This window comes from Spirochaetota bacterium (assembly GCA_040756435.1).
Lineage (GTDB): Bacteria > Spirochaetota > UBA4802 > UBA4802 > UB4802 > UBA4802.
Map to the genome: position 1 here is coordinate 1 of JBFLZD010000030.1, position 23,088 is coordinate 23,088.

Consider the following 23,088-nt stretch of genomic DNA (forward strand, 5'->3'; position numbering starts at 1 on the left):
TTTTACACCATACATAGCATTATATTTATTTTTGCAATAAAGTTTTTTAATAAAATTAATATTCTTTAATACGTATTGTGCAATCCGATTTTTCATAAATTTATCAATATAAAAAATAAGGTTATTTGTTTAACATCCACATCAATATAATCTCAAATAAGTTCCTATGTATTTTATTTGATAAATAAAAAATTTATTTCAAATACTATTGACAGAATTCACCATACTATCATAGTATTTACAATGACATTATATTACGAAATTATTGATTAATGCCTATGCGAGACAAAGCTTTTTACAGAAATAAATTGTATACACTATTACATCAGGATCACTCCTTTGATTGTGAAACATTAATTGAATATGGCTATGATGCAATTGAAAAAGGAAATTTCAGAAAAGCATTCAGGCTTTTTGCCTTAGGATACCGTTTAATCGGCAATCACCCTGAAATACTCAATGGGTTGGGCCTGACACTTTGCGAAATGGGAAAATTAAAGTTTTCTAAAAATTTTCTGCTGTTTGCATTAAAAAAATTTCCAGACAATGTTTTTATTTTATCAAATTTAGCAACTGTTTATTTTGAAGAATATGATTATGATAAGGCTATATACTTTTATACACGGGCAATCAATGTAGACCCATTCTTTACTGAAGCACATATAAATCTTATCAATGTATATTTTGAACGCGGTGATATTTTCATGGCATACATAGCATGTCTAGATCTTCTTAAGAAAGATCCGAATAATTATGAAGTTCAGGAATTGTGTAACGATATTATACTGAATATGGGATTATCATTAGTATAATGTTAGCGTGATGGTAATTCATCACTGATATCTATTTTCCATTTCCCATCTTCTTTTACCAATGTATGGACAACTTCAAGACCAATTGCATTTTGCTTTTTATGTTTTATACACTGCAAGGTTACGATTGCTTTATTATCTGTTTTTTCAAGCTTAACAACATCCCACGCTGCATCTGCATCATGGTGAACCCATATAAATGGGTACACACTTCCATAAATTTTTTTCATGTTTTCAATGCGCCTTTGTGATGCACTGTTTAAAAAATTAAATAATTGTTTTTCATCAGTAGTTGTGAGATAGCGTATTGCAATCATTGCTGCATCATCAACCGGTTCCTTTGTACATGAAGTAAACCAGGAAACAATTACTAGTAATAGTATTCCTGATAGAAAGCCAGTATATTTAATTAATTTCTGCATGTGTTTGTATAAATACCTTTAATTACTTTTCATCATTGTGCTCAATCGCAAAGACTTGCGATAGAAATGATTATTAATTCACAGTAGATACACTGCGTTGAACTATCGCCCCTATATTATTCCCATGATTTGCGATACGACAGTCGTTCTTTCAGTGTATAAAAGTCACTCCCCTTGGGCACGTCACGAAGGCGCGTTTTCAGAGTTTCTGGATCTATAAGCTCACTGAATGGAACAGCTTTAAGATCAAAATTGTCAGTAACCGAAACCATTACGCCAAACATATTTTCACTATAAAATTTATACGCACCATATCCCAACATGGCTCCCAGTACCACATCAAAGCTTATTGGAGGAGCAGAACGTGTTTCATAACCAATCTGTTTGGCCACGATCTTTACTTCCATACCTGTCTTTTCTTGATAGCGCTTTTTCACATGCTCAGCCAGTATTTCGCCAATTTTTGCTTCACGGTATAATATATTACCATGTTTGTCAGTGTGTTTTGGCTTGTATTCATCGGGCAACTTATCCACAATTCCTTCTGAAACTGCAATGACACCGTAAGGGCGGCGGTTGTTTTCACGTGCCAGTATTACATTGGTTATCTTTTCCACAAGCACCTCTATATCAAGAACATCCTCATCAATATCTTCAGCTGCAACCATCATAATTGCCTCTGCTGCTATACCTGCAGCATAGGTAATCCAACCCGCTTTCCGTCCCATAAGCTCAACAATAAAAAAGCTATCCGTTGCCTGGGCATCAGCTTTGAGGTTTAACATCATCTTCTGTGCAGTATCAACCGCAGTCCAGTATCCAAATGTCCATGGTATACCATAATAGTCATTATCTATGGTTTTTGGTATGTGTATTACAGGATAGCCCATAAGATTAAGGAAGTTTGCAGTCTTTAACGTATCATCACCACCAATGGATATTAGAGCACCAATCTTTAAGTACTCAAATGCATCCAGTATATTTTTTAGCTTTTTATTTTTTTCAGCATTTTGCAAATCATCAAGTGTTTTGATATCCTTTCCAGGATTTGCACGAGAAGTTTTAAGGTAGATCCCTCGTTCATTACGGACATGGGTAATATTGTAATCTAACTCCTCGTAGTGGACACCTTTCTTTATCTTGGGATAATTAATGTTAAAATCCTGCAAAAACTCATACCCTCGGTAAAAACCAATCACCGGTATACCATTATCCAAAAAATTCAATGCCACCGATGATATAACCGTATTGGCACTTGGGGCTGGGCCTCCGGAAAAAAGCATACCTATCTTTTTATACGCAGGACGCAATTTCATAATACAATCCTCTTACTATAAATTCAATACCAAACAATCCCAGTTATATAATACGTGTATTTATTTTTAATAGCAATTATTTTTTTATGGCTTCAACACAATCAATGCATCAACAGCAACCGGCTTATTACCATCAATAATAACAGGATTTATGTCAACCTCGGCGATTTCTTCATATTTGCTGACAAGCTCACTTAACCCTACCAGTGCCTTTGCCAGTGATTCCCTGTCAACGGCGGGCGAGCCTCTGAATGGTCCTAATAATTTTTTTGTTCGGAGTTCATCCATCATTTCATAAGCATCAAGTTCAGTAATTGGTGCTACTCTAAATGATACATCCTGCAGTGCCTCAGTGAACACTCCACCTAATCCAAACATAACACAGGGACCAAACTGTGGATCACGGATGGTTCCTAAAACAAATTCACGGTTGTCACCATCAAGCCATTCCTGTACTAAAACCCCATCCAAAGGCACGCCTTTGCCTGTAATTTCATCATAGGCCCGTGCAACTTCCTCTTCAGTCTTTAATTTTAATTTTACCATTCCCAGTTCGGTTTTATGTGTTAATGTATCAGAACACCCTTTTAATACAACAGGGAATCCCAATTCCTGTGCAAATGCAATGGCTTCTTCACGGCTTTTTGCAAGATAGTTTCTTGAAACAGGAATACCGGCCATTTTGATAATACTTTTTGAGTCAAACTCGGATAATGCTCTCTGTTTGTTAGCAAGCGCACGCTCTAAAATCTCACACATATACCCTACTCCTCTTGTCTACATAATTGTAATATTGATACATTTTTGATAAGCATAACACTGCCTCTTCAGGTGAATCATAAATAACCACTTTATAATTACCACCATCAGAGTGAACGGTTTCATCGCCAGGCATCTTTGACAATGAAACAGGTAAAATAGGCTTTTTATAACGATTCATTAACTCTATCAATCTGTCAAGAAATTCCTTTTGATGAATAAATAATAATTTTTTAAAATCATCAAAAACACTTTTTTCCATTTTCCCTAAATTGTATACTGCTTCTGCTGCACGATACGCAAAAACTTTTGAGCCAACAATGCCCAACACTATTACTGCATCAAAATCCTCATGAGCTACCATAAGCTCAACTGCATCTTTAAATAACTGAAAATCAGGTTGCCCCACTAAGTCTACGGGATTTCCTCTGCTCCAGAATGGAGGTAACCGTTTATCAAGTTCATCCTTAATTGATTGAGGTAGTTGCGGAATTACCAGGCCACGCTCAGCGCACTCATCAGCAGTAACAACTCCCCATCCACCACCTAATGTGATAATTCCAATTCTATTGCCTTTGGGCAAGGGAAATGAATCAAATGCTGCAGAAAGTGTTAATAATTCTCTGGGCGAATCTGCTAATACTATACCTGTTTGCTGTATAACACCTTTAAAAATTGAAAATGAACCTGCCATTGCGCCAGTATGTGATGCCGCAGCTTTACTTCCTATTTCTGTTCTTCCCGCTTTCAGAGCAATGATTGGTTTATGGAGTGATGTTTCCTTAGCTATGTCAACAAACAATCTTCCATCATCAACTCCTTCCACATACATGAGGATTACTTTTGTCTGACTATCGGTATTAAAATATTTCAGATAATCCTCAATTTTTAATACCGCTTCATTACCTGACCCAACAAATTTAGCTATTCCAATATCTTCACTTTCCGCCCACTCCATGATCTGATACCCTAAATTACCGCTTTGAGCAATAATTGAAATTCCACCTGGTTTTGGACGGGTGATAGCTCCGGTAGCATAGAGCAAGCAGTGAGTATTGACAATACCCATTGTATTTGGCCCAACAATATTCAAGTCATGATGTTTTGCCAGACTAACAATTTCTTTTTCCATCTGAGTGCCTTCATCACCAGTTTCACTGAACCCGGATGTTATCATGACTATGTTTTTAATTCCTTTGGCAATGCAATCCTGCAAAATCTGCATAACAGTCTTTGCAGGTGTTGTTATAAAAACAAGATCAACTGCTTCGGGAAGATCACGTATGGAAGGATATGTTTTAAATCCAAAAACTTCCGGTATATTGGGATTAACCGGATAATACTTTCCCTTAAATTTACCATCAAGTATATTGCTTGAAATATAGGTGCCCCATTTAAAAGGTATTTCTGAAGCACCCACAACGGCCACTGATTTTGGTGCAAATAACGTATCAAGCATCACTAACCTCTTGGATAATTATATATTTATAGTATTTATGGCAAATTAGTAAGACATATATTTGTATGTCAACGATTTTGCACTAATTTTTTAGTACTGTTTCACCAGCACAATGAAGAATGCATACATTATTGTTCATTAGCCAAACTTTTTAATATCCCTTACGCTTTCTTTGTGCTTCCCACTTCCAGGCAGTTGCAACAATACTATCGATATCAGTGTACACCGGCTGCCATTGCAATTGCACTTTTGCTTTCTTTGCAGATGCAACCAAAATTGCTGGGTCGCCTGGCCTTCGTGCTCCTTCTTTTACCTTAAATTCTTTTCCTGTGACACGGCGTACCGAATCAATGACCTCTTTAACGCTGAATCCCTTCCCATTACCTAAATTAAACACATCACTTTCACCTGATTCCAGAAGCTTTTCCAGAGCAAGGATATGAGCTAGGCCCAAATCATTTACATGAATATAATCTCGTATACAGGTACCATCAGGGGTGTTATAATCGGTCCCAAAGATAGTAACAGTATACTCCGGATCAAGTACGGCACGTATCACCAGCGGGATAAGGTGCGTTTCCGGTACATGGCTTTCGCCAATCAAACCTGACTCATCTGCACCAGCAGCATTAAAATACCGTAAACTAATTGCCTTAAAAGAATCTGATACTGACAGATCACGTAAAACTTCTTCAATGAAATACTTGGTTTTCCCATATGGGCTTTCAGGCTTCATGGTGCTTTCTTCAGGTATGGGAATGATTTCTGGATTACCATACACCGCTGCAGAAGATGAAAATATGAATCGCTTTACATTTGTTTTTATCATTGCTTCAAACAGTGTCAGCGTTTTTGCAACATTATTTTCGTAATATTTCAATGGATACTGAACGGATTCGCCAACTGCAATAAATGAAGCAAAATTCATAACGCATTGAATAGTATAGTGCGATAGTACATGGGTAAGTTTATCAAAGTCGCCAATGTCTCCTTCTATAAATTCAAAACCCAAAACAAAATCTTTAAATCCACCACTCAAGTTATCATACACTATGGGATTAAATCCTTTTTTTGCAAGCAACCGTGTTACATGGCTTCCAATATAACCTGCACCTCCGGTGACTAAAATATTTTTCATACTACTATCTCCACCAAAATAAGATTATTCACTTTTTACACTAAACCATACATTTCAATTTCCTGTCAACATAATGATAGAACCTACTATTAAACCCACAATAAGATTAATGAATTTTATCAATAAAAAATCTTTTCTTGATTGTGCTAAAAGAGGCAGCATGGCATGCCCATCCTGCACTATAGAACTTGTTACCAGCACAGAAAGTGGTACCACACCTTTTGCAAACATGATTACAAACAAAAGATGTGGGCCTGATTCTGGTATTATACCAACAAGCGCAGCAATAATAAGAACAATCCATTGTGCGTTATGAATCAGTGCATCTAAATGCAAAATATCTACCAAAAGATGAATGACAATCAGAGCCGATAGTGTCCACAAGAATATCCTTGCCAGGTGTTTTTTTATCACATGCTCCCATAGGTGCTCCAGTAAAAAATGTTCAGGAACTATCGCCACAATAACAATAGCTATACTAATAATTACCGGCAAGGCAATCTTAACAAAACCTTCCTCCTGGTGAAAAAAACCTGATATATTCATTAATAATGCCACAACCAATAGCGTCATGAGTGAAGCCCGTGACAAAGAAAGATTTTTCCATAATGAAATAATGTTGCCGGGGGTGTAATGTGAAAATGGAATCTCTTCATGAATGACTAGTCCGTCACAGCAATGCTCAACTGGACCATGATTTTTGAAAATTAAATCCGTGCAATAGCCTGCCACCATGCCAATCACAGCAAGCCCAATATTTAATGCAAATGCCACTGCCGGGAAAAGAGCAAACATAACAAATGCCTCATCGCCGCTGGTGGCTATCATTGTTGCAACAATTGCCCCCAGTGATATTGCACCGTGTGCATACATAGCAGCAGATGCAAAACCACCCAAACAACCGGGAATAATTCCCAGTATAACAGCAATACTATACTGTTTCAACCTGGTTGATTTAAGATTGGCAATCTTGCCCTGTGAAACTACATTGATATATTCTATTAGCAGCATCATCACAATAACAAATATGGTAACAAATGATGCTTCTTTAATAATTGCAATTAATGAATGCATAAGACCACCCCTGAAATGTAGTATACTATATACATTACACTGGATTAATATGAGCATACAAATCTTTTTTTAATTTCCGCATAAAAATTATTGACAGTGGTTTAATAGTAATATTCACTTTATAACACTATTTCAATAGTTATTATCTTAAAAAACATTAATTATTCCTAAAATGTGGAAATTTGAACAAAATAAAAAATAGTATACACCCCCGCCGCCGAAGGCGGCAGGGGTGTACACTTTATTCATTATGAAATTTTTTAAGGAATTATTACTGTTTTAAAAAAAAGATTTTTTTATTTTATTATGGTACGATAGTAGAATGATTATGAAACAAAATATTATAAAAAGGTTACTCCTCATAATACTTATAGCTGTTACCTTGATACCTTTTATTGCTTGTGAGGACGAACCAGTAAAAATTAAACTTATGGTCATCTCAACAGTAAAAGGATTTAATGGCTATTATATTGCCAATGGAGATACACCAGTCCCCTTTTCAGCTACTGAAGATGCGTATGGTATAGCGCTATATGAAAAAGAGATTGAAGATGTGGACTACTTAGAGGTATCAGCAACTACTTTAGATGGAGCTACATCAATTGAAATAAAGGTATACAGGGACAACAAAAAAGTTAAAAGCAGCCAGAAAACAATTGAAGATCCGTATAATAGTTATACATTAAATTTTGAATATTCTCTTGGTGAAGAAGAAGAAAGTTCTGAATAATATTTTAAAAATATAAGGGTGAATAAATGCTTAATTTTGAAATTCATGATGCAACCCGGGAGCTTTCAATAGCACGTGCGTTAAAAAAATACGAGCCTCCATTTAAGGTCATTGATAACTATCGCTTGATTGACGATGGTTTTAATCCAGAAGCTACAGTCCAGATTGAAGCCAATGGCACATTTATCCATGAAGCATCTACTGGCAACGGCCCTGTAGATGCGCTTGCAAAAGTACTGAAAAAAGCGCTTATACCGCTATTCCCTGAAATTGAAAACGTTAATCTTATTGATTACAGGGCAAATATTCTTGATGCTAAACGCGGCACCAGTACCGATGTAGAAGTAACCATTATATTCACCGATGGTGAAGAAGTGTGGAAGGTGTATGCACTGTCTGAAAACATTAATGCTGCATCGTTCAGGGTGTTACTTGATGGCTTTGAATATGCAATTTTAAAGATAGATAAAAAGAAATCATAGTCAGCGCAAGGCATAATCCATATATTTTAACAAACCTCAAGTGCAATAAAAGCAATATCGTCATCAATTGCGGGATTGTGATTTAAAACTGTAGTGATAATTTCCTTTGTTGCATCTGCAAGCGGAAGATGACTTGAGTTTTTAACTGCCTCCTTCAATAATTCAAACCGTAGATCTTTTTCACCCTGCATCTCAATTTCTATCAGACCGTCGGTATATAAAAACAATCTATCGCCTTTTGTAAGAGAAATATTCCTTTGTGTAATGCTAATGTCTTTATGTATTCCTAAAATTGTACCAGAGCTTTCCAACATAGTGATAGTATCTTTGGACAACAGCACTGGATATGGATGGCCGCAACGGGCATAATGAAAGCTATACTCACCCTTTAAATTTGGAATAATCACCCCATACACAGCGGTAAAATAATACCCTGACAGCACGTCTATAAGCTCATTATTTAGATTACGTAAAAATGTATCGGGATCAATTATTCCGTCATTCCATAATTTTTCAGTTGCATATTTTAATACTGTTGAAAATAACGCTGCCGGAACTCCATGACCGGTAATATCTGCCATGAATACACATAATTGTTCATTTATAGCTTTGAGAGTAAAGAAATCGCCACCCACATAATCATAGGGAATATACTGTGTATATATATTCAAACCCGGAAAATCAGGAACATGTTTATTGATTATAGAATGCTGGACTCTGCGTGCATATTCCAGATCTTTATTGATAATTTCATTTCGCTTGCGCAATTCCTCTTCACTTTTACGTAATGCCTCTTCCTGCACTTTCTTTTCGGTTATATCTTCTTTTATGGCTACAAAGTGTGTTACATTTCCCTGTTCATCAACAACTGGTGCTATAACACAGTGTTCCCAAAAAAAACTGCCATCTTTGCGCTTATTGTGAAAAATGCCATCCCACACCTCACCACGCAGTATGGTGTGCCACATATTTTGATAGAATTCAAGTGGTTGAAAACCTGATTTCAATATGCGAGGGTTTTTGCCAATAGCTTCGGCAAACGTGTATCCTGTGATAGCCTCAAATTTTGGATTAACATATTGAATAGTACCATTTGTGTCTGTTATAACTATGGAAGCAGGGCTTTGTTCAATTGCTCGGAGCAAAACTGCCTGATCAATGGAAGATAATACTTTTTTCATAGGTATCAAATTTTACCATAAATTTACTTACTGGATACTATATCACGGTAGTTACTATAAATCATTTTTTCAATACATACCATCATTGTTTTCCTTTTAAAATTTAAAAAATATCTTGACCCTTTTTGTCACATCCTTATGCAATGTCATCATGAGAAATAATAATCGACAACAAATCCTTGATATTGCTCGCAAACTTTTCTTAGAGTTTGGTTACAATGGCATATCCATACGTAATATTGCCAAACGGGCAAAACTGACAACAGGGGCAATATATTTCCATTTTAAAAACAAAAAGCAGATTTATAGCACCATTTGTCTGGAAGCAATTGATACTCTGCACAAACTGTTTTGTGAAGGCATGGCAGCACGTAGAACTCCTGCTCAAAAGCTTATCTCAACGTATGACTCATATCTTAAATTTTACTATGAATACCGTGATTACTATAACATTTTAACTGAATACAAAGCTGAATACGATGATGAACCTGATCCACATAAAGATGAAATTCAAAAAAAGAATGTGGCCTTACTTGAATTGATGGCAGGTGCTTTTACCGATGGCGTAAAAAAGGGTGACTTCAAGAATTTAGACCCCAAGATGGTTGCCTTTTTTCTTTCTGCGGTTGCCGAAGGCATGCTTCAGTTTAAAAAATTAGGTGTCATGGACGCTGCTGGCATCAGCGACAAAAACTTCCGGGAGTTTATGAAGATTATCGTTGGTCAGGGCATACAAAAATAATACCGCACCATACACCCTCAATTTCTAATAAATTCTTTTTTTACACTTTTCGTCATCATTGATTCATACAATCGTGGAAATAATTTTGCTATTACATAACTCAACTTTCCCACTGCTGTTAATACCAGGATTCTTTTGCGCTTTATAACCCCTTTATAAATTTCTTTTGCAACACTCTGCGGATGTGCTTCCTTTCCAACGATAGCCCTATCTGAAGTATTTATAGTTCCATTTCCAGAAAGTGCCCGTGATTGCAAATTTGTCTGTGTAAATCCAGGGCACACCATCATCACGTGAACACCATACTCCTTTAGCTCTGAGCGCAGGCTTTCAAACAATCCGTGAAGGGCATGTTTGCTGGCACTATATCCAGTCCTTCCATATAACGGCGCTATACCAGCAATACTTGAAATAACAACTATCACACCTTTGCGCTCAATAATACTGTTTACAGCTGCTCTGGTACAATACAGGGCACCAAAAAAATTGACATCTATAACTTTTTTATACACTGTAGGTTTTGTATCAACAAAAAGGCAACGCTGAGTAATCCCTGCGTTGTTAACCAGTATATCAATACCACCATATTGTTTTATTATTTTGGCGATAGTTACTGTGCATTGCTTTTCATTGGTGATGTCACACTGAAAACCAATCGCAGGTATGTTATTACTTTGCAAAATATGAACCTGTTTCTTTAATGAGATTTTATCCACATCAAGAATTGCTATCGATGAACCGTGTAAGCCAAACTCCAGCGCTATGGCAGCACCAATGCCGCTTGCACCGCCAGTTATAACAGTTACTTTACCCTTTAAGTCACTCATAACAAACCTTTTTCTTTTCAATAATAACTATCGCACACGATACTATCATATACGCTACAACATTTTGTAAGCATTGGTTTTATACACGTCATCAAGTATTTGCAACGGAGCTTCACGTTCCCACAATAGTAACGTCCGATTTTTTACAGGTCCTTTTTCAACGGGATTTTGACCATTCATACAAGCTTTTATAGCGTTTTTACATTGTGTAATCAATGCTTCAGCACTTTCCATGCTCTGTACATTGTTCATTGACTTTGATATTACTTTCACAACATAGTCCTTAAAACGCGGCACAGCAAAAAGCTCATCCATATCCAGACCATACATGTGCGCAATAAAACGATATGCATTTTCCACTTCCTCACGATCATCTTCAGATTGTGTCAATAGCCAACCTGCTATCGCATTGCAAAGAAGTGTTATGCTTGTATTTAATAATGTCGTGTCCCACAAATTTTGATACAACGCAATTTCGCTTTCAAGATTTGCATGATATTCTAATTCGGCTATTGACAGTGCTTTTGGGATTTTTTCATTCATCTTTTCATAGTAGTTAACCATGACAGGGACTGAATGACTTTGGGCTTCCTCATTTTTCCCTTCTAATTGCTCTAGATACTGAATTGCACTCAACTGTATAAAAATTCTTTCGTCTGCCATTGTGCATAAAAACGTTAGGGCATTATCAGATTGTTTCTCAATTTCAAAAATGCGCTCATATACTGAACGTGTTTTCTTCATATTTAAAGGAAGCTGTTCATACGCAATGTGATAGGCACTAGCAGCCTGAGCTACAGAAGGGATTGTTGCAAGAGCAGCATCTTGTTTTTCCTGGGCAAGATCAACAAGCAAAGCACTCAAATCAGCCATTGATGTAGTAACTTCTTTATCCGAATAAAAAGTCATTGCATCTTTTAGCAATTCAGCTTTCTTGCAAAGCTTTTCATATATAGCAAATGCTTTCATAAGTTTAGCATGTGACTCACCTACCTTTTGCTTGTATGCCATAAGAGCCTCGTGATACCCTGATAGCATTTGTTTAATGGTATCATCCATTATTGCAACCCCTCTCTAAGCCAAGAAATAATCAAGGAAAGTCTTTCATTATCAAACGGAATAACCCAGCGATATGGTTTATACATCAAGATTTTATCAACAGTGATTTCAGGATCACATTGTTGCAGTTGCTTCCAGATTGCTACAATTTCAGCTTTTCTTTTCTGTTTTCTGCTGTTACAAGATATGTGGTATTCCACACATTGAGTAATAAGTTTTACTATTAACCCTAACGCTGTGTGAGTATTTTGTATAAGCACATCAGCATTTTCTTTAGTTTTTGAAATAGTAGCATACAGCTGTGTATGGTCCGATGTCGCCTGTACTGCATCAATTATTATTTGTAGAGCTTTCACACCCTCATCATCACCAAAAAGCATTTTAATGCGTTTCAAAGATTCATATCTGTCTAATTGTTCAGCTTTAGCAATTAAAAACATGTCACCGATTGCTTCAGCAACTTTTCCATAATCATTATCCAGTATTGTATCCAATTTTTCTAAATATGCTAAATATACAGCTATCTGGTTTTTGTTTAATTCCTGATTAGTCTTGCATTCTTTAAGCCGCGCCTTTAAATAGCGTTGTAATTCTTCAACTATATTCATAAACTTACTTATGTATTATTCTTTTTTAATATAAAAAAACGCTGTATCTCAGTTATAGCGATAGCAACAACAAACATACCCACAAACACAAGTATTGTTTTAGCTAAACTCCATGCCCACAATACCGGTGCACTAACCCACAGCATCCCTAAAATAATATATGGCGATGCAAACATAAGCATGACTCCTGTTTCAAGCGCCACAGTGGTTTTAAATTCAGGATCAACTATACGTAAAAGCAATAATCCAGATGACACAGTGCCGGTTACCGTTCCGTAAATAGCAAGCATGCGCTCTAATCTAAAATTCCACAGTCTATTGCCATAATATACACAGAATAAGGTTGTTAGCACACCACCTGTAATACTAATGACAAGAATAGGAATAATGTATTGCCACACAACCACAACCTGAATTGCCATGATGGTTGCAACTAAAAGATAATCCACCGCAAAGCCTGTTATACGCCGCTGAATACCGGGATCAATGAGATATAATCCTCCAAGCTTTGAAATGATGAGCCTCACAACAAATGCAATGACAAGGCCTATGAAGAAGAAAAACCCCCAGAGCATCTGACCCATTTCGGGGCTTAATCTACTGCTAATAGCATATACAATAGCATAGGTAATCATATACACCAACCCCATCAAACTTGCCTGGAATGCCATTGCATCGACATTTGAAGAATGTGTGGTAAGCTCACCAGCTATCTCTTTTTCACTCTGTGGTTGTATAATTCCTTTACGTATTTCATCAGATAATTCTTTTGGAGTATGTACTGCCATACCCTTGCGTATACCCCAGTTTGCTAAAGGCACTCCAACAAAAAACGCAAACAAAAATCCAGCCACTGCAAAGGTAAGCCCTAACGTTGCGGAATGTGCAAAGCCTAAATTTTCCCACACCTTGCCTACCGATAATGCTTGCCCTGGTCCTTCAGTAAATCCTAATGGGGTAAAAAAGCCAAAAGCAGGGAAAAGATTGAATCCAATAGAATTTAAAAGCATAACACACAATCCACCAGCAATTGCCTGTATTGCAAATGATATACCTTCCATATTTGCCATCCATAGTGATCCCTGCAAAACTTCGCCAGCACGCTTCAAATCTGCTTTTTCTTTATTGTACGTTAGTCCTATTGAAATAAATGAAATGTTAAATAGATGGAAAGCTAAAGTCTCCAGAATATCGGCAGGAAGATGTATAATTTCATAACTTCGCAAAACAAGCCCAATTGCCCCACCAATAAGGCAGCTTGGAATAAGAAACCTTTGAAATGCTTTTAACTTTGCACGCAGAATAATGCCTAAAAGCAGCATTATGGACATCCAACCAAATGCAAGCATTGCGTCAAATGTAAATGGCAGTTTCATGGCATCCCCCATTTTTATAATGTATGTTTTTATCTATAGGCTCTGACCCCCTTGTTTCCTTAAATAGTATAAAATCATATTTAAAACGATGTCAATTAATAATTTATTTTTAATTCAATGCAAAAAGTAATTTCCAGCGTAAAACACTTTGTCATCCATATCAGAGCTTTCTTTGGCTACACTAAAAAACAAAAATCACAATCATAGACTGCTTTACAAAGATTTAAAAAAAATGTTTGCATTAACCATGTCTTCTCAATACATTCAATAAACACCATACATAATATTATCTGGAGGTAGTCATGAAAATTATTGATCTTTCATCAATCATTGAACCTTCACCACCCCAAACTCCCGATTTTTTAAAGATTGATGTACAGTATCACTCCCATGCTGATGGAGCAAAACAGGTGGAAGCACTTCTAAAAGTACCAGCACACCTTATGCGCAATGGCGAAGGCTGGGCAACCGAGACCATTACCCGCTTAGGCACACACGATAGCACCCATGTTGATGCGCCCTGGCATTATAACACTACCATTGGAGGCAAACCTGCACCAACTATTGATGAGTTGCCACTGGAATGGTTTTTTGGCAATGGTGTAAAATTAGATATGACAAATAAACCCGAAGGCAATCCTGTCACGCCTGAAGACATTGAAAAAGAATTACAGCGTATCAACTATTCCATAAAACCTAATGATATAGTCCTGATACAAACGGGAATGGATAAGTATTATGGACAACCCGATTACATCTTCCGTGGTTGCGGCGTTACGTATGAAGCAACGGTGATGTTATACAATTTTGGTGTTCGCGTTATGGGGATTGATGCGTGGGGCTGGGATATGCCGCTTAATCTACAGGCACAGAAGGCACTTGAAGCAAATAAACCTGGCATATTCTGGGCAGCACACCAGGCCAATCTTGTCTACTCCCACATGGAACGGCTTGTCAATTTAGACAAAGTGCCTTCAACAGGATTCAAGGTTGCCTGTTTTCCACTAAAGATTAAACGGGCAAGTGCCGCACCAGCACGAGTAGTTGCCATCATTGAATAACTACCCTCATTAAGGTACAACACATATTCTGAAGGTATAAAACGGGCTTCGTGCGGTGGGGCAACGTCTGAAGCGGTACTCACGTGCTCTCTGTAAAGGCTGGCTAAAATATGAGCCACCACGAAGAACTTTATAGGTAGTCCCATATTCTTTATGTGGCAGGCAACCAGGATACCCATAAAAGTAACTATCGGTCCACTCCCAAACAGTACCAGGTAACACCTTGCGTTGTTTTGTAAGTTCAATAAGGCTTTGGCAGTAGTCAGCAAGCAGTACATTTTTATTGGGCGATAGTTCCTGAAACTGTTCTACACCGGGTATACCAACCTTTATTGCAAAAGCCTCCCACATAAACTCCGTGGGCAGTATAATCTTTCCTCCCGTCTTTTGTGATAGATACTCACAGTATGCCTGCGCATCATTGCAGCTTACCTGTAGCACACACATTGACTGTGCGTGTTTACGATACAGCGTATCAAGCTCATCAATGCCAAAAGGCTTTTGCCACCACAGGCCTTGCTTTTTTGTCCAGCCGTTTTCCCATGTCCACGACCAGCCATCTTTTTGTGCCTGGGTAACAAAACCTGTTTCCTTAATAAACTCTTCAAATTCATTGACTGTCACATAGCGGTTTGCTATGGAAAACTGTTGTAATGTTACCGTGTGTTGTGGATATGAATGGTACAGGTATTCAGGTTTTATGTCAGGTGGCAAATGCGGTATAATAGATGTTATAGTTTTAAGAGTAAGGCCTATAGTATAATTTCCCTCTTTTATTGTAGTAAAGTTATCTCTATTATTGATAACCATCAGTAATAATTCCTTAAAAAAATTTCATAATGTAAATAAGAGGCGTCTCAAAAGACACCTCTTTATTATTAATTTGCCCTTATGTCATTGCGAGGAACAAAGTGACGAAGCAATCCCATAGTTGCGAGCGCCGTAGGCGCATGGCAATCTCATCTTCTGTGGCATTGAGATTGCTTTTCTACGTTCGCAATGACTTTGCACCAGCGTTATTCCGAACTCCCGGTTTGTTTTGAGACACCCCTATATTATATTCAAATTTCCATATTTAGGAAAAATTAATAGATAACCATAAACTATTGTACTGATTTAAAGATAAGCAGAATCCAAATCCCACTCAAAGGATTATTTAAAATGTATTACCTGATGTGTTTAAAACGATTTTTCATCACACAGTATATGGTAATACCAATTTTACTATCACCCTGTACATCATATTATTTTACTACCATTGCCTGTATCTCTTCTTCTATTGCCTTTACTGCTTCAGAAGCTTTAAGTATTTTTTTCTTTTCACCTTTGGCAAACAGTACTACCCTGCCATCACGTGCACCAGCAATGCCAACATCGGCATGGCGAGCCTCACCGGGGCCATTTACCTCACAGCCCATCACTGCTATCGTTATATGCCTATGCGTTTCAATCAATGTTTTTTCAAATTTGAATTTTATCATTGATTCTACTTCCTGCGTCAATTGCAGAATATCTAATTGTGTATCGGTGCGTCCACAGGTTGGGCAGGCAATGATGGTAAAGGGCCTGAAGCGGAATCCACCAATTTCCAGGATGCGCTTTGCAACCCTTACCTCATTGACGGGATCACCCGTCATAGAGACACGTATGGTATCGCCAATACCTTCATACAGAAGTGTGCCAATAACCATGCTGCTTGCAATAATACAGTCAGTGCCATAACCAGCTTCAGTTAATCCTATATGGATGGGGTAATTGCGCTGTGATGCAAAGAGCCTGTTTGCTTCAATCGTCTGAACTAAATCCGATGATTTTATGGAAACAACGATATTTGTATACCCACAATCTTCAAGAATCTGCACATGCTCCATGGCCGAAGCAACAAGCGTTTGAGGATTTACTTCCCCATATTTTTTTATATCTACCGAACCTGAGTTTACCCCTATCCGTATGGGAATGTTACGCTGGCGAGCAGCCTCTACAAGAGCCACCACATTTTCTTTTGCACCAATGTTGCCAGGATTAATACGCAATTTATCTATGCCATTCTCAATGGCTTTCAGTGCTATTTTGTAATTGAAATGAATATCAGCGCACAAGGGTATATTTACTTCTTTCTTTATTTCTTTTATATACCGGGCATCATCTTCGGTACGCAATGCCAGTCGTACAAGTTGTGCCCCTTCCTGCTGCAATCGTATAATCTGCTCAACGGTTGCTTTTACCTGGCTTACAGGAATATTTGTCATCGACTGCAACGACACAGGTGCATCACCACCAATGGTTAAACTTCCTGCGTGTACAGGAATGGTTTTTCTGCGGGAATAATTCATTAATCAGTAACTATCGCACATTAAAATAAATCTTTAAAAAATGGCAAAAACGATAAATCATTGAATATGACAAATATGCCCAAAAGCACCAGAATGGCAAAGCCAATCATCTGAATCTTTTCTAAAAGCTTCTGGCTGAATGCACGACGCGTAATTGCCTCATATAGAAAAATGAGAATAAAGCTTCCATCAACCATTGGAATAGGAAGCAGGTTCATAACCATAAGGATGATAGAAATTTTTGCCATAAGTATAATAAATGCGGACACCCCGCGATAGTATGCAGTATCGCCAGCAATCTTTGCTATGCGTATTGGACCTGATAAATTTTGCCGCACATCAAGCTCGCCTGAAAACATCATGCCAATGCCACGAAAATTAAGTGCAATAAAATCAAATGGATCAACCAGCGATTTTACAAACGCATCATGAGCACCATACTGTATAAATTTATTTTCAGGCGAAATAGCTGTTTCCACTCCCAAAAATCCATACCGTTCAAATTTCATGATACCATTATAGGTGCCACCAGGAGTCTTAAGTGTTATGACACCTTTTGAGGAATTAATAATTTTTTTCATTTCTTCAAATGACTGAACTGCTTTTCCATTTATAAAAACTTTTCCAGCATTTGCCGCTGCTTTAATCAGTGACATTGAATCAACCGTGATGGTATAGCTTTCTTTTGGGAAGCGCATATCGGTAAACTGATTTATAGTCAGCACCTCTTTTGTTTGTGGTGTTATGGGAAGCGTAATAAGGTGTCCACCTCTGCTTATGGTAAGAGATAATTCCTTTTCAGCATTCTGTCGTATAAATTGTGTGAATTCTTCAGGGGAGTGAAACTGTGTCCCATTTGCTTCAATGATCTCATCCATCTCTTTTAAGCCAGCCTTTTGTGCAGGCGAGTTATCAAGAATACCCATAACCAGCACCCTATCTCCATAGGGCATAACACCAATGGTATAGTATCCCTTCTTTGTGTATTTTTTTGGGGCGATAGTTACTTCCAATGTATCATTGCCTCGCACTGCTTTAACTGCAATAGGCTTACCTTTGGAAAAGGCAACTTTGCTCTGAATATCGGTAAACCCTACAACCTGCTCATTGTTAATTGCAACGATAGTATCTCCCGTCCGAAGTCCTGCTTCATACGCAGGTGAAACATATTCACCTTTTGTTAAATATTCAGGTATGTAAATTTTATTTGTTTCAACTGGATAGCCGTGGATATTCATGATGAAAAAAAGTATAATACCAAAAAAAAGGTTAAATAGCGGCCCCATAAGTACCGTAACAACACGCTTTAAGGGATGTGCACTTAAAAACTCATAGGGCTTCCCTTCACGGATGTCGTTTGGATCCTCACCATAAAATTTGCAATAGCCCCCAAAGGGGATCAGTGTTATTTGATAGGTAGTATCACCCCATTTCTTCTTAATAAAACCTTTACCATAACCAATGGAAAAAACTTCAGCCTTTATGCCCACCATCTTGCCACCTAACAGGTGCCCCAACTCGTGGACAAAGATACACAAACCCAGTAAAATTACTGCTGCCAGAATATACGTAAGTGTTACCATTATTTACCTCATATAAAAGTTAGTGCTAATTGTCGTGCTTCAGCATCAGCATTAAATATTGTTTGCAAATCAGGATTATCAATCCTGCTATGCTTCCCTAAAACCTTTTCAACGACAGAAACTATTTTAGTAAATGAAATCTTCTTTTGTAAAAACGCATTGACAGCTACCTCATTTGCTGCATTGAGTACTGCCGGCATGGTGCCACCCTGTCTTCCTGCCTCATAACACAACGGTAAGGCCGGATAGCGCTTTATATCTGGTTTTGTAAAATGCAGGGAACCTATTGCTGTCAAATCAACATCGCCAAATTCACTGCTACATACTTCAGGATGGGTTAATGCCCGCTGTATGGGATACACCATATCAGTAATGCTCATATGTGCAAGCAAAGTTCCATCAATGAGTTCTACCATACCATGAATAATACTTTCCGGATGAATCATCACTTCAATTGACTCATACGGTACTTTAAAAAGGTAATGAGCCTCTATAACTTCAAGCCCCTTGTTCATCAGCGTTGCAGAATCTATAGTAATCTTTTTGCCCATATCCCATGTTGGGTGCATCAGGGCTTCCTCCACGGTAACACTATCAAGCGTTTCAACCGGTTTATGACGCACACTACCGCCACTTGCTGTAAGTATTAACCGCTTTATTGCATCCGTATTTCTGCCACTGAGCAATGTAAATATAGCACAGTGTTCACTGTCCACAGGTAAAAGTTCAACAGCATACCGCTGTAAAAGCTTTAAAAAAATATCACCAGCCATAACCAGTGTCTCTTTATTAGCAATGGCTATTCGCTTAATATACTGTAATGACTCAAGTGTTGGTTTAAGGGCTGCGGCACCAACAATGCCAACAACCAGAATATCAGCTCCATTGGCAACAAGCTGACTTAATCCTTCAAGCCCTTCATAAAATACTATCGAACCAAATTCCTTTTTTAACTTTTTATATTCATCAGTTGAACACGTTTCTTCATCACTTACAGCAACATATTGTGGATGAAATTCAAGTATCTGCTCTTTTAAAAGTATTATGTTTTTATGGCACGATAGCCCTTTCACAGTAAATCTGTTTCCAAACTGACGTATCACTTTAAGAGTAGAAAGGCCTATTGAACCGGTGGAACCAAATATTATTACGTTTGAAAGCATAAATCAATGAATACCTTACACAATCCCTCTGATTATCAAATAATAGTAAAACAATGGCATTGCAAATATTGTTGAATCAAATACATCCCACATACCACCGTGACCTGGAATAATAGAACCTGAATCTTTTATGGCACCATCACGTTTCATTGCTGATTCAAATAAATCACCAATATTACCTATAATACTGAAGATAATGCCAATAATGGCTGATTCAACAATGCTGAAAAAATATCTACCATACAATACTTCAATTAACTGGCTGTATATAATTGCAAAAACAATGCCAAATAAAAGTCCACTGAAATAACCTTCCCATGACTTATTGGGTGATGCCTTGAAATTGGCTTTATGTTTTCCAAAATACACACCTCCAAAATATGCACCCGTGTCATTAATCATAACAATCAGATGGACAAAAATAATGAATATAATACCATCACGCAGTGATTTTAATAACATTATATGTGCATATGGAATAACAATAATAAACCACCCAAGTATAGTTGCTCCTAATGAATATATCCCCCCCTTTAATGGTCGCTTTACAATATGAATGGCAGCAAGCACACTGATAGCTATCATTACAACTGCCAGCAGGTAACGTACATCAAAATTTACCGTTAAGCTGCCAATACCAGTAATGTTGCCATAAGCATACGAATACATAATAATATTTATAATCAATGCTGAAATCATTCCCGTTTTTACAAATGGCCTGTAACCGGTTTGCCCTTCAGCTATCTGATAAAATTCCCACAAGCATACACCAGTAACAATCATACTAACCAGAAGCACCGGCAATGAATACAATGAGTCCGTTACAATTAAAAACACATACACCGGCAATGCAACAACTGCAGTCAGAATCCGTGTTAAAGTATTTTTAGTGCGCTCTTTCATAAGCCACCAAACCTCCTTTCCCTGTGTTGATATTCATATATTGCCTGGTACAGATGCTTCTCATTAAAATCCGGCCACAATACCTTCATAAATACTAACTCCGCATACGCTATCTGCCATAACAAAAAATTGCTTATCCGGTATTCACCACTGGTTCGTATCAAAAGGTCAACATCCGGCAATCCTTTGGTATATAAATAACGTTCAAATACTTCGGAGGTTAGCGATAGTTCATGGGAAGGTTTCTTCTGTAACCATTCATTCACAGCATGAATAATCTCATGCCTTCCGCCATAATTCAGGCAAAAGTTAAGTATAATCCTGGAATTGTTTTTTGATTTTTCAACAGCATCAGTAATAATGCGCTGAACATTTACTGGAAGCTCTTTAAGACTTCCGGAATGCCGTACCTGAACACCTTTTTCAATTATGGTATTAAGCTTTTTTTCAAAGAAAGATTCCAGAAGATTCCACAGGCCATTAATTTCTTCTTTTGGGCGTGACCAATTTTCAGTTGAAAACGCATACAGCGACACAACTTTAATTCCAAGCTCTATTGCAGTATCCATGCAGCGCTCAATGGTTTCTGCACCTTGCCTGTGTCCTTCAATACGCGGCAAGCCTCTTCTTTTTGCCCATCTTCCATTGCCATCCATGATGATGGCAACATGTTTTGGAATATTCCCGTAATCAATCTTTCGTTTGTACTGTATAAGCATATTAATAAGTATACTAATGGGCTTGAAAAGTTACAAGCTCATTATCTCTTTTTCTTTGCCGTCAGTCATTGTCTGTACTTCAGCTACAAATTTATCAGTAATTTTCTGAATCTCATCCAGTGCATTTTTTGCATCATCTTCTGATATTTCCTTGGACTTTTCAAGGTCTTTTACCATATCATTGCCGTCACGGCGGATATTTCGTATAGCAACCTTACATTCCTCTGCCTTTTGCTTTATCATCTTGACATATTCCTTGCGCCGCTCTTCGGTAAGTTCAGGTATCTGAATTCGAATAATATTGCCATCATTATTTGGTGTTAAAGAAAGATTGGATTTTAATATAGCTTTTTCAATGGCACTTAAGTTGGTTCTGTCCCATGGCTGTATTACCACAAGCCGTGGTTCAGGACAGGATATTGTTGCAACTTGATTTAATGGCATTTCAGTACCATATGCTTCTACTTTAACATTATCAAAGATTGCAGGATTTGCCCTGCCAGTACGGATTGTTGCAAAATCCTTTGCCAGATTCTGAACACTTTTCTGCATACGGTTTTTCACATCATCAAGAATATCTTTTATCATATATTCCCCCAACCAAGTTAATATTATGAAATCCGTGTTCCAATATCTTCACCTTTTAAAATCTTTGCCAGAGATCCTTCATCAAATAAATTAAATACAACCAGTGGTAGTTTGTTTTCCATACACAATGACACTGCCGTATAATCCATTACCCCTAATTGTTGCTGTAAAACATCCATATATGATGCAGCATTTATTTTATGCGCTTGTGGGAATTTAACCGGGTCTTTATCGTAAATTCCGTCAACTTTGGTAGCTTTGAGGAAAAGGTCTGCACCAATTTCAATGGCACGCAATGCAGCAGCAGTATCGGTAGTGAAAAATGGATTTCCCGTACCAGCCGCAAAGATAATAATCCTTCGCTTTTCTAAGTGACGCAATGCACGCCTGCGTATATAAGGTTCTGCAACCTGGCGCATTTCAATAGCAGTCATCACCCGTGTTGGTATTTTCATGTTTTCAAGGACACTCTGAACAGCAAGTGCATTAATGACTGTTCCAAGCATTCCCATATAATCGCCGGTTGCCCGCTCAATACCAATGGATGTTCCCATTGATCCTCTGAAGATATTACCACCACCAATAACCAGTGCAACGTCCACTCCCAATTCATAAGCGCTTTTCACTTCACGGGCAATGTGGGAAACAATCTCAGGATTGATTCCCACCTTCTGCTGCCCGGCAAGTGCTTCACCACTTAATTTAAGTAAAATCCGTCTGTATTTTATAGATGACTCTGATTCCATCCTGTCT

General features: G+C 37.6%; 24 protein-coding genes. 5 read left to right on the forward strand and 19 right to left on the reverse strand.

Annotated features, from left to right (window positions below):
- Positions 1-278 precede the first annotated feature (278 nt).
- A complete protein-coding gene (locus tag AB1444_09620) occupies positions 279-812 on the forward strand; it encodes a hypothetical protein (protein MEW6526912.1) in 534 nt (177 codons plus the stop codon).
- A gap of 2 nt (positions 813-814) precedes the next feature.
- Here AB1444_09620 and AB1444_09625 read toward each other — a convergent pair whose 3' ends face one another.
- The 6 genes from AB1444_09625 to AB1444_09650 form a co-directional block, all read right to left on the reverse strand.
- Positions 815-1,234 carry a hypothetical protein gene (locus tag AB1444_09625; GenBank protein ID MEW6526913.1) on the reverse strand — a complete coding sequence of 140 codons (420 nt, stop codon included), beginning with the start codon at positions 1,232-1,234 and terminating at the stop codon, positions 815-817.
- 116 nt (positions 1,235-1,350) lie between these two features.
- A complete protein-coding gene (locus AB1444_09630; GenBank protein ID MEW6526914.1) occupies positions 1,351-2,550 on the reverse strand; it encodes a 6-phosphofructokinase in 1,200 nt (399 codons plus the stop codon).
- An 84-nt stretch (positions 2,551-2,634) separates the two neighbouring features.
- Positions 2,635-3,309, reverse strand: coding sequence for an acetate--CoA ligase family protein (locus tag AB1444_09635; protein MEW6526915.1), 675 nt, complete (start codon positions 3,307-3,309; stop codon positions 2,635-2,637).
- Complete coding sequence (locus AB1444_09640; GenBank protein ID MEW6526916.1) at positions 3,302-4,768, reverse strand: CoA-binding protein; 1,467 nt, start codon at positions 4,766-4,768, stop codon at positions 3,302-3,304. Before AB1444_09640 ends, AB1444_09635 begins: the two co-directional genes overlap by 8 nt.
- A gap of 151 nt (positions 4,769-4,919) precedes the next feature.
- Positions 4,920-5,906 (reverse strand): UDP-glucose 4-epimerase GalE, encoded by a 987-nt coding sequence (galE, locus tag AB1444_09645; GenBank protein MEW6526917.1) that lies wholly within the window; start codon positions 5,904-5,906, stop codon positions 4,920-4,922.
- 54 nt (positions 5,907-5,960) lie between these two features.
- Complete coding sequence (locus tag AB1444_09650; protein MEW6526918.1) at positions 5,961-6,980, reverse strand: putative manganese transporter; 1,020 nt, start codon at positions 6,978-6,980, stop codon at positions 5,961-5,963.
- A gap of 328 nt (positions 6,981-7,308) precedes the next feature.
- Here AB1444_09650 and AB1444_09655 point away from each other — a divergent pair, with 328 nt between their 5' ends.
- Both AB1444_09655 and AB1444_09660 read left to right on the forward strand, forming a co-directional pair.
- On the forward strand, positions 7,309-7,710 hold the full coding sequence (locus tag AB1444_09655; GenBank protein MEW6526919.1) for a hypothetical protein: 402 nt from the start codon (positions 7,309-7,311) through the stop codon (positions 7,708-7,710).
- Between the two features lie 26 nt (positions 7,711-7,736).
- Positions 7,737-8,192, forward strand: a complete 456-nt coding sequence (locus AB1444_09660; protein ID MEW6526920.1) for an alpha-isopropylmalate synthase regulatory domain-containing protein — start codon at positions 7,737-7,739, stop codon at positions 8,190-8,192.
- Between the two features lie 26 nt (positions 8,193-8,218).
- Here AB1444_09660 and AB1444_09665 read toward each other — a convergent pair whose 3' ends face one another.
- Positions 8,219-9,373, reverse strand: a complete 1,155-nt coding sequence (locus AB1444_09665) for a SpoIIE family protein phosphatase (protein MEW6526921.1) — start codon at positions 9,371-9,373, stop codon at positions 8,219-8,221.
- Between the two features lie 151 nt (positions 9,374-9,524).
- Between AB1444_09665 and AB1444_09670 the strand changes: the two genes are divergently transcribed.
- Positions 9,525-10,115, forward strand: coding sequence for a TetR/AcrR family transcriptional regulator (locus AB1444_09670; GenBank protein MEW6526922.1), 591 nt, complete (start codon positions 9,525-9,527; stop codon positions 10,113-10,115).
- 17 nt (positions 10,116-10,132) lie between these two features.
- On the opposite strand, the gene AB1444_09675 is transcribed toward AB1444_09670, so the two are convergent.
- The 4 genes from AB1444_09675 to AB1444_09690 are packed head-to-tail and all read right to left on the reverse strand — an operon-like array spanning position 10,133 to position 13,985.
- On the reverse strand, positions 10,133-10,942 hold the full coding sequence (locus AB1444_09675; GenBank protein MEW6526923.1) for an SDR family oxidoreductase: 810 nt from the start codon (positions 10,940-10,942) through the stop codon (positions 10,133-10,135).
- Positions 10,943-10,996: 54 nt separating this feature from the next.
- Positions 10,997-12,001 carry a hypothetical protein gene (locus tag AB1444_09680; protein ID MEW6526924.1) on the reverse strand — a complete coding sequence of 335 codons (1,005 nt, stop codon included), beginning with the start codon at positions 11,999-12,001 and terminating at the stop codon, positions 10,997-10,999.
- The gene (locus AB1444_09685) at positions 12,001-12,609 is read right to left on the reverse strand and encodes a hypothetical protein (protein ID MEW6526925.1); all 609 of its coding nucleotides are present in this window, start codon (positions 12,607-12,609) and stop codon (positions 12,001-12,003) included. Before AB1444_09685 ends, AB1444_09680 begins: the two co-directional genes overlap by 1 nt.
- 8 nt (positions 12,610-12,617) lie before the next feature.
- The gene (locus AB1444_09690) at positions 12,618-13,985 is read right to left on the reverse strand and encodes a hypothetical protein (GenBank protein ID MEW6526926.1); all 1,368 of its coding nucleotides are present in this window, start codon (positions 13,983-13,985) and stop codon (positions 12,618-12,620) included.
- A 302-nt stretch (positions 13,986-14,287) separates the two neighbouring features.
- Between AB1444_09690 and AB1444_09695 the strand changes: the two genes are divergently transcribed.
- Positions 14,288-15,046 (forward strand): cyclase family protein, encoded by a 759-nt coding sequence (locus AB1444_09695; GenBank protein ID MEW6526927.1) that lies wholly within the window; start codon positions 14,288-14,290, stop codon positions 15,044-15,046.
- A gap of 9 nt (positions 15,047-15,055) precedes the next feature.
- Here the strand turns inward: AB1444_09695 and AB1444_09700 are convergent, their stop codons facing one another.
- The 8 genes from AB1444_09700 to pyrH all read right to left on the reverse strand — a co-directional run bounded on the left by AB1444_09700 (position 15,056) and on the right by pyrH (position 23,081).
- Entirely contained in the window at positions 15,056-15,856 is an 801-nt protein-coding gene (locus AB1444_09700; GenBank protein MEW6526928.1) for an SUMF1/EgtB/PvdO family nonheme iron enzyme, read from the reverse strand.
- A gap of 434 nt (positions 15,857-16,290) precedes the next feature.
- A complete protein-coding gene (ispG, locus tag AB1444_09705; GenBank protein MEW6526929.1) occupies positions 16,291-17,379 on the reverse strand; it encodes a flavodoxin-dependent (E)-4-hydroxy-3-methylbut-2-enyl-diphosphate synthase in 1,089 nt (362 codons plus the stop codon).
- 20 nt (positions 17,380-17,399) lie between these two features.
- On the reverse strand, positions 17,400-18,962 hold the full coding sequence (gene rseP, locus AB1444_09710; GenBank protein ID MEW6526930.1) for an RIP metalloprotease RseP: 1,563 nt from the start codon (positions 18,960-18,962) through the stop codon (positions 17,400-17,402).
- Positions 18,963-18,970: 8 nt separating this feature from the next.
- Positions 18,971-20,125, reverse strand: a complete 1,155-nt coding sequence (gene dxr, locus AB1444_09715; protein MEW6526931.1) for a 1-deoxy-D-xylulose-5-phosphate reductoisomerase — start codon at positions 20,123-20,125, stop codon at positions 18,971-18,973.
- A gap of 15 nt (positions 20,126-20,140) precedes the next feature.
- The gene (locus tag AB1444_09720; GenBank protein MEW6526932.1) at positions 20,141-21,028 is read right to left on the reverse strand and encodes a phosphatidate cytidylyltransferase; all 888 of its coding nucleotides are present in this window, start codon (positions 21,026-21,028) and stop codon (positions 20,141-20,143) included.
- A complete protein-coding gene (locus AB1444_09725) occupies positions 21,025-21,747 on the reverse strand; it encodes an isoprenyl transferase (GenBank protein ID MEW6526933.1) in 723 nt (240 codons plus the stop codon). The genes AB1444_09720 and AB1444_09725 overlap by 4 nt, the downstream gene beginning before the upstream one ends.
- Positions 21,748-21,777: 30 nt before the next feature.
- Complete coding sequence (frr, locus tag AB1444_09730; GenBank protein MEW6526934.1) at positions 21,778-22,335, reverse strand: ribosome recycling factor; 558 nt, start codon at positions 22,333-22,335, stop codon at positions 21,778-21,780.
- A gap of 23 nt (positions 22,336-22,358) precedes the next feature.
- Positions 22,359-23,081 (reverse strand): UMP kinase, encoded by a 723-nt coding sequence (gene pyrH, locus AB1444_09735; GenBank protein MEW6526935.1) that lies wholly within the window; start codon positions 23,079-23,081, stop codon positions 22,359-22,361.
- Positions 23,082-23,088 lie beyond the last annotated feature (7 nt).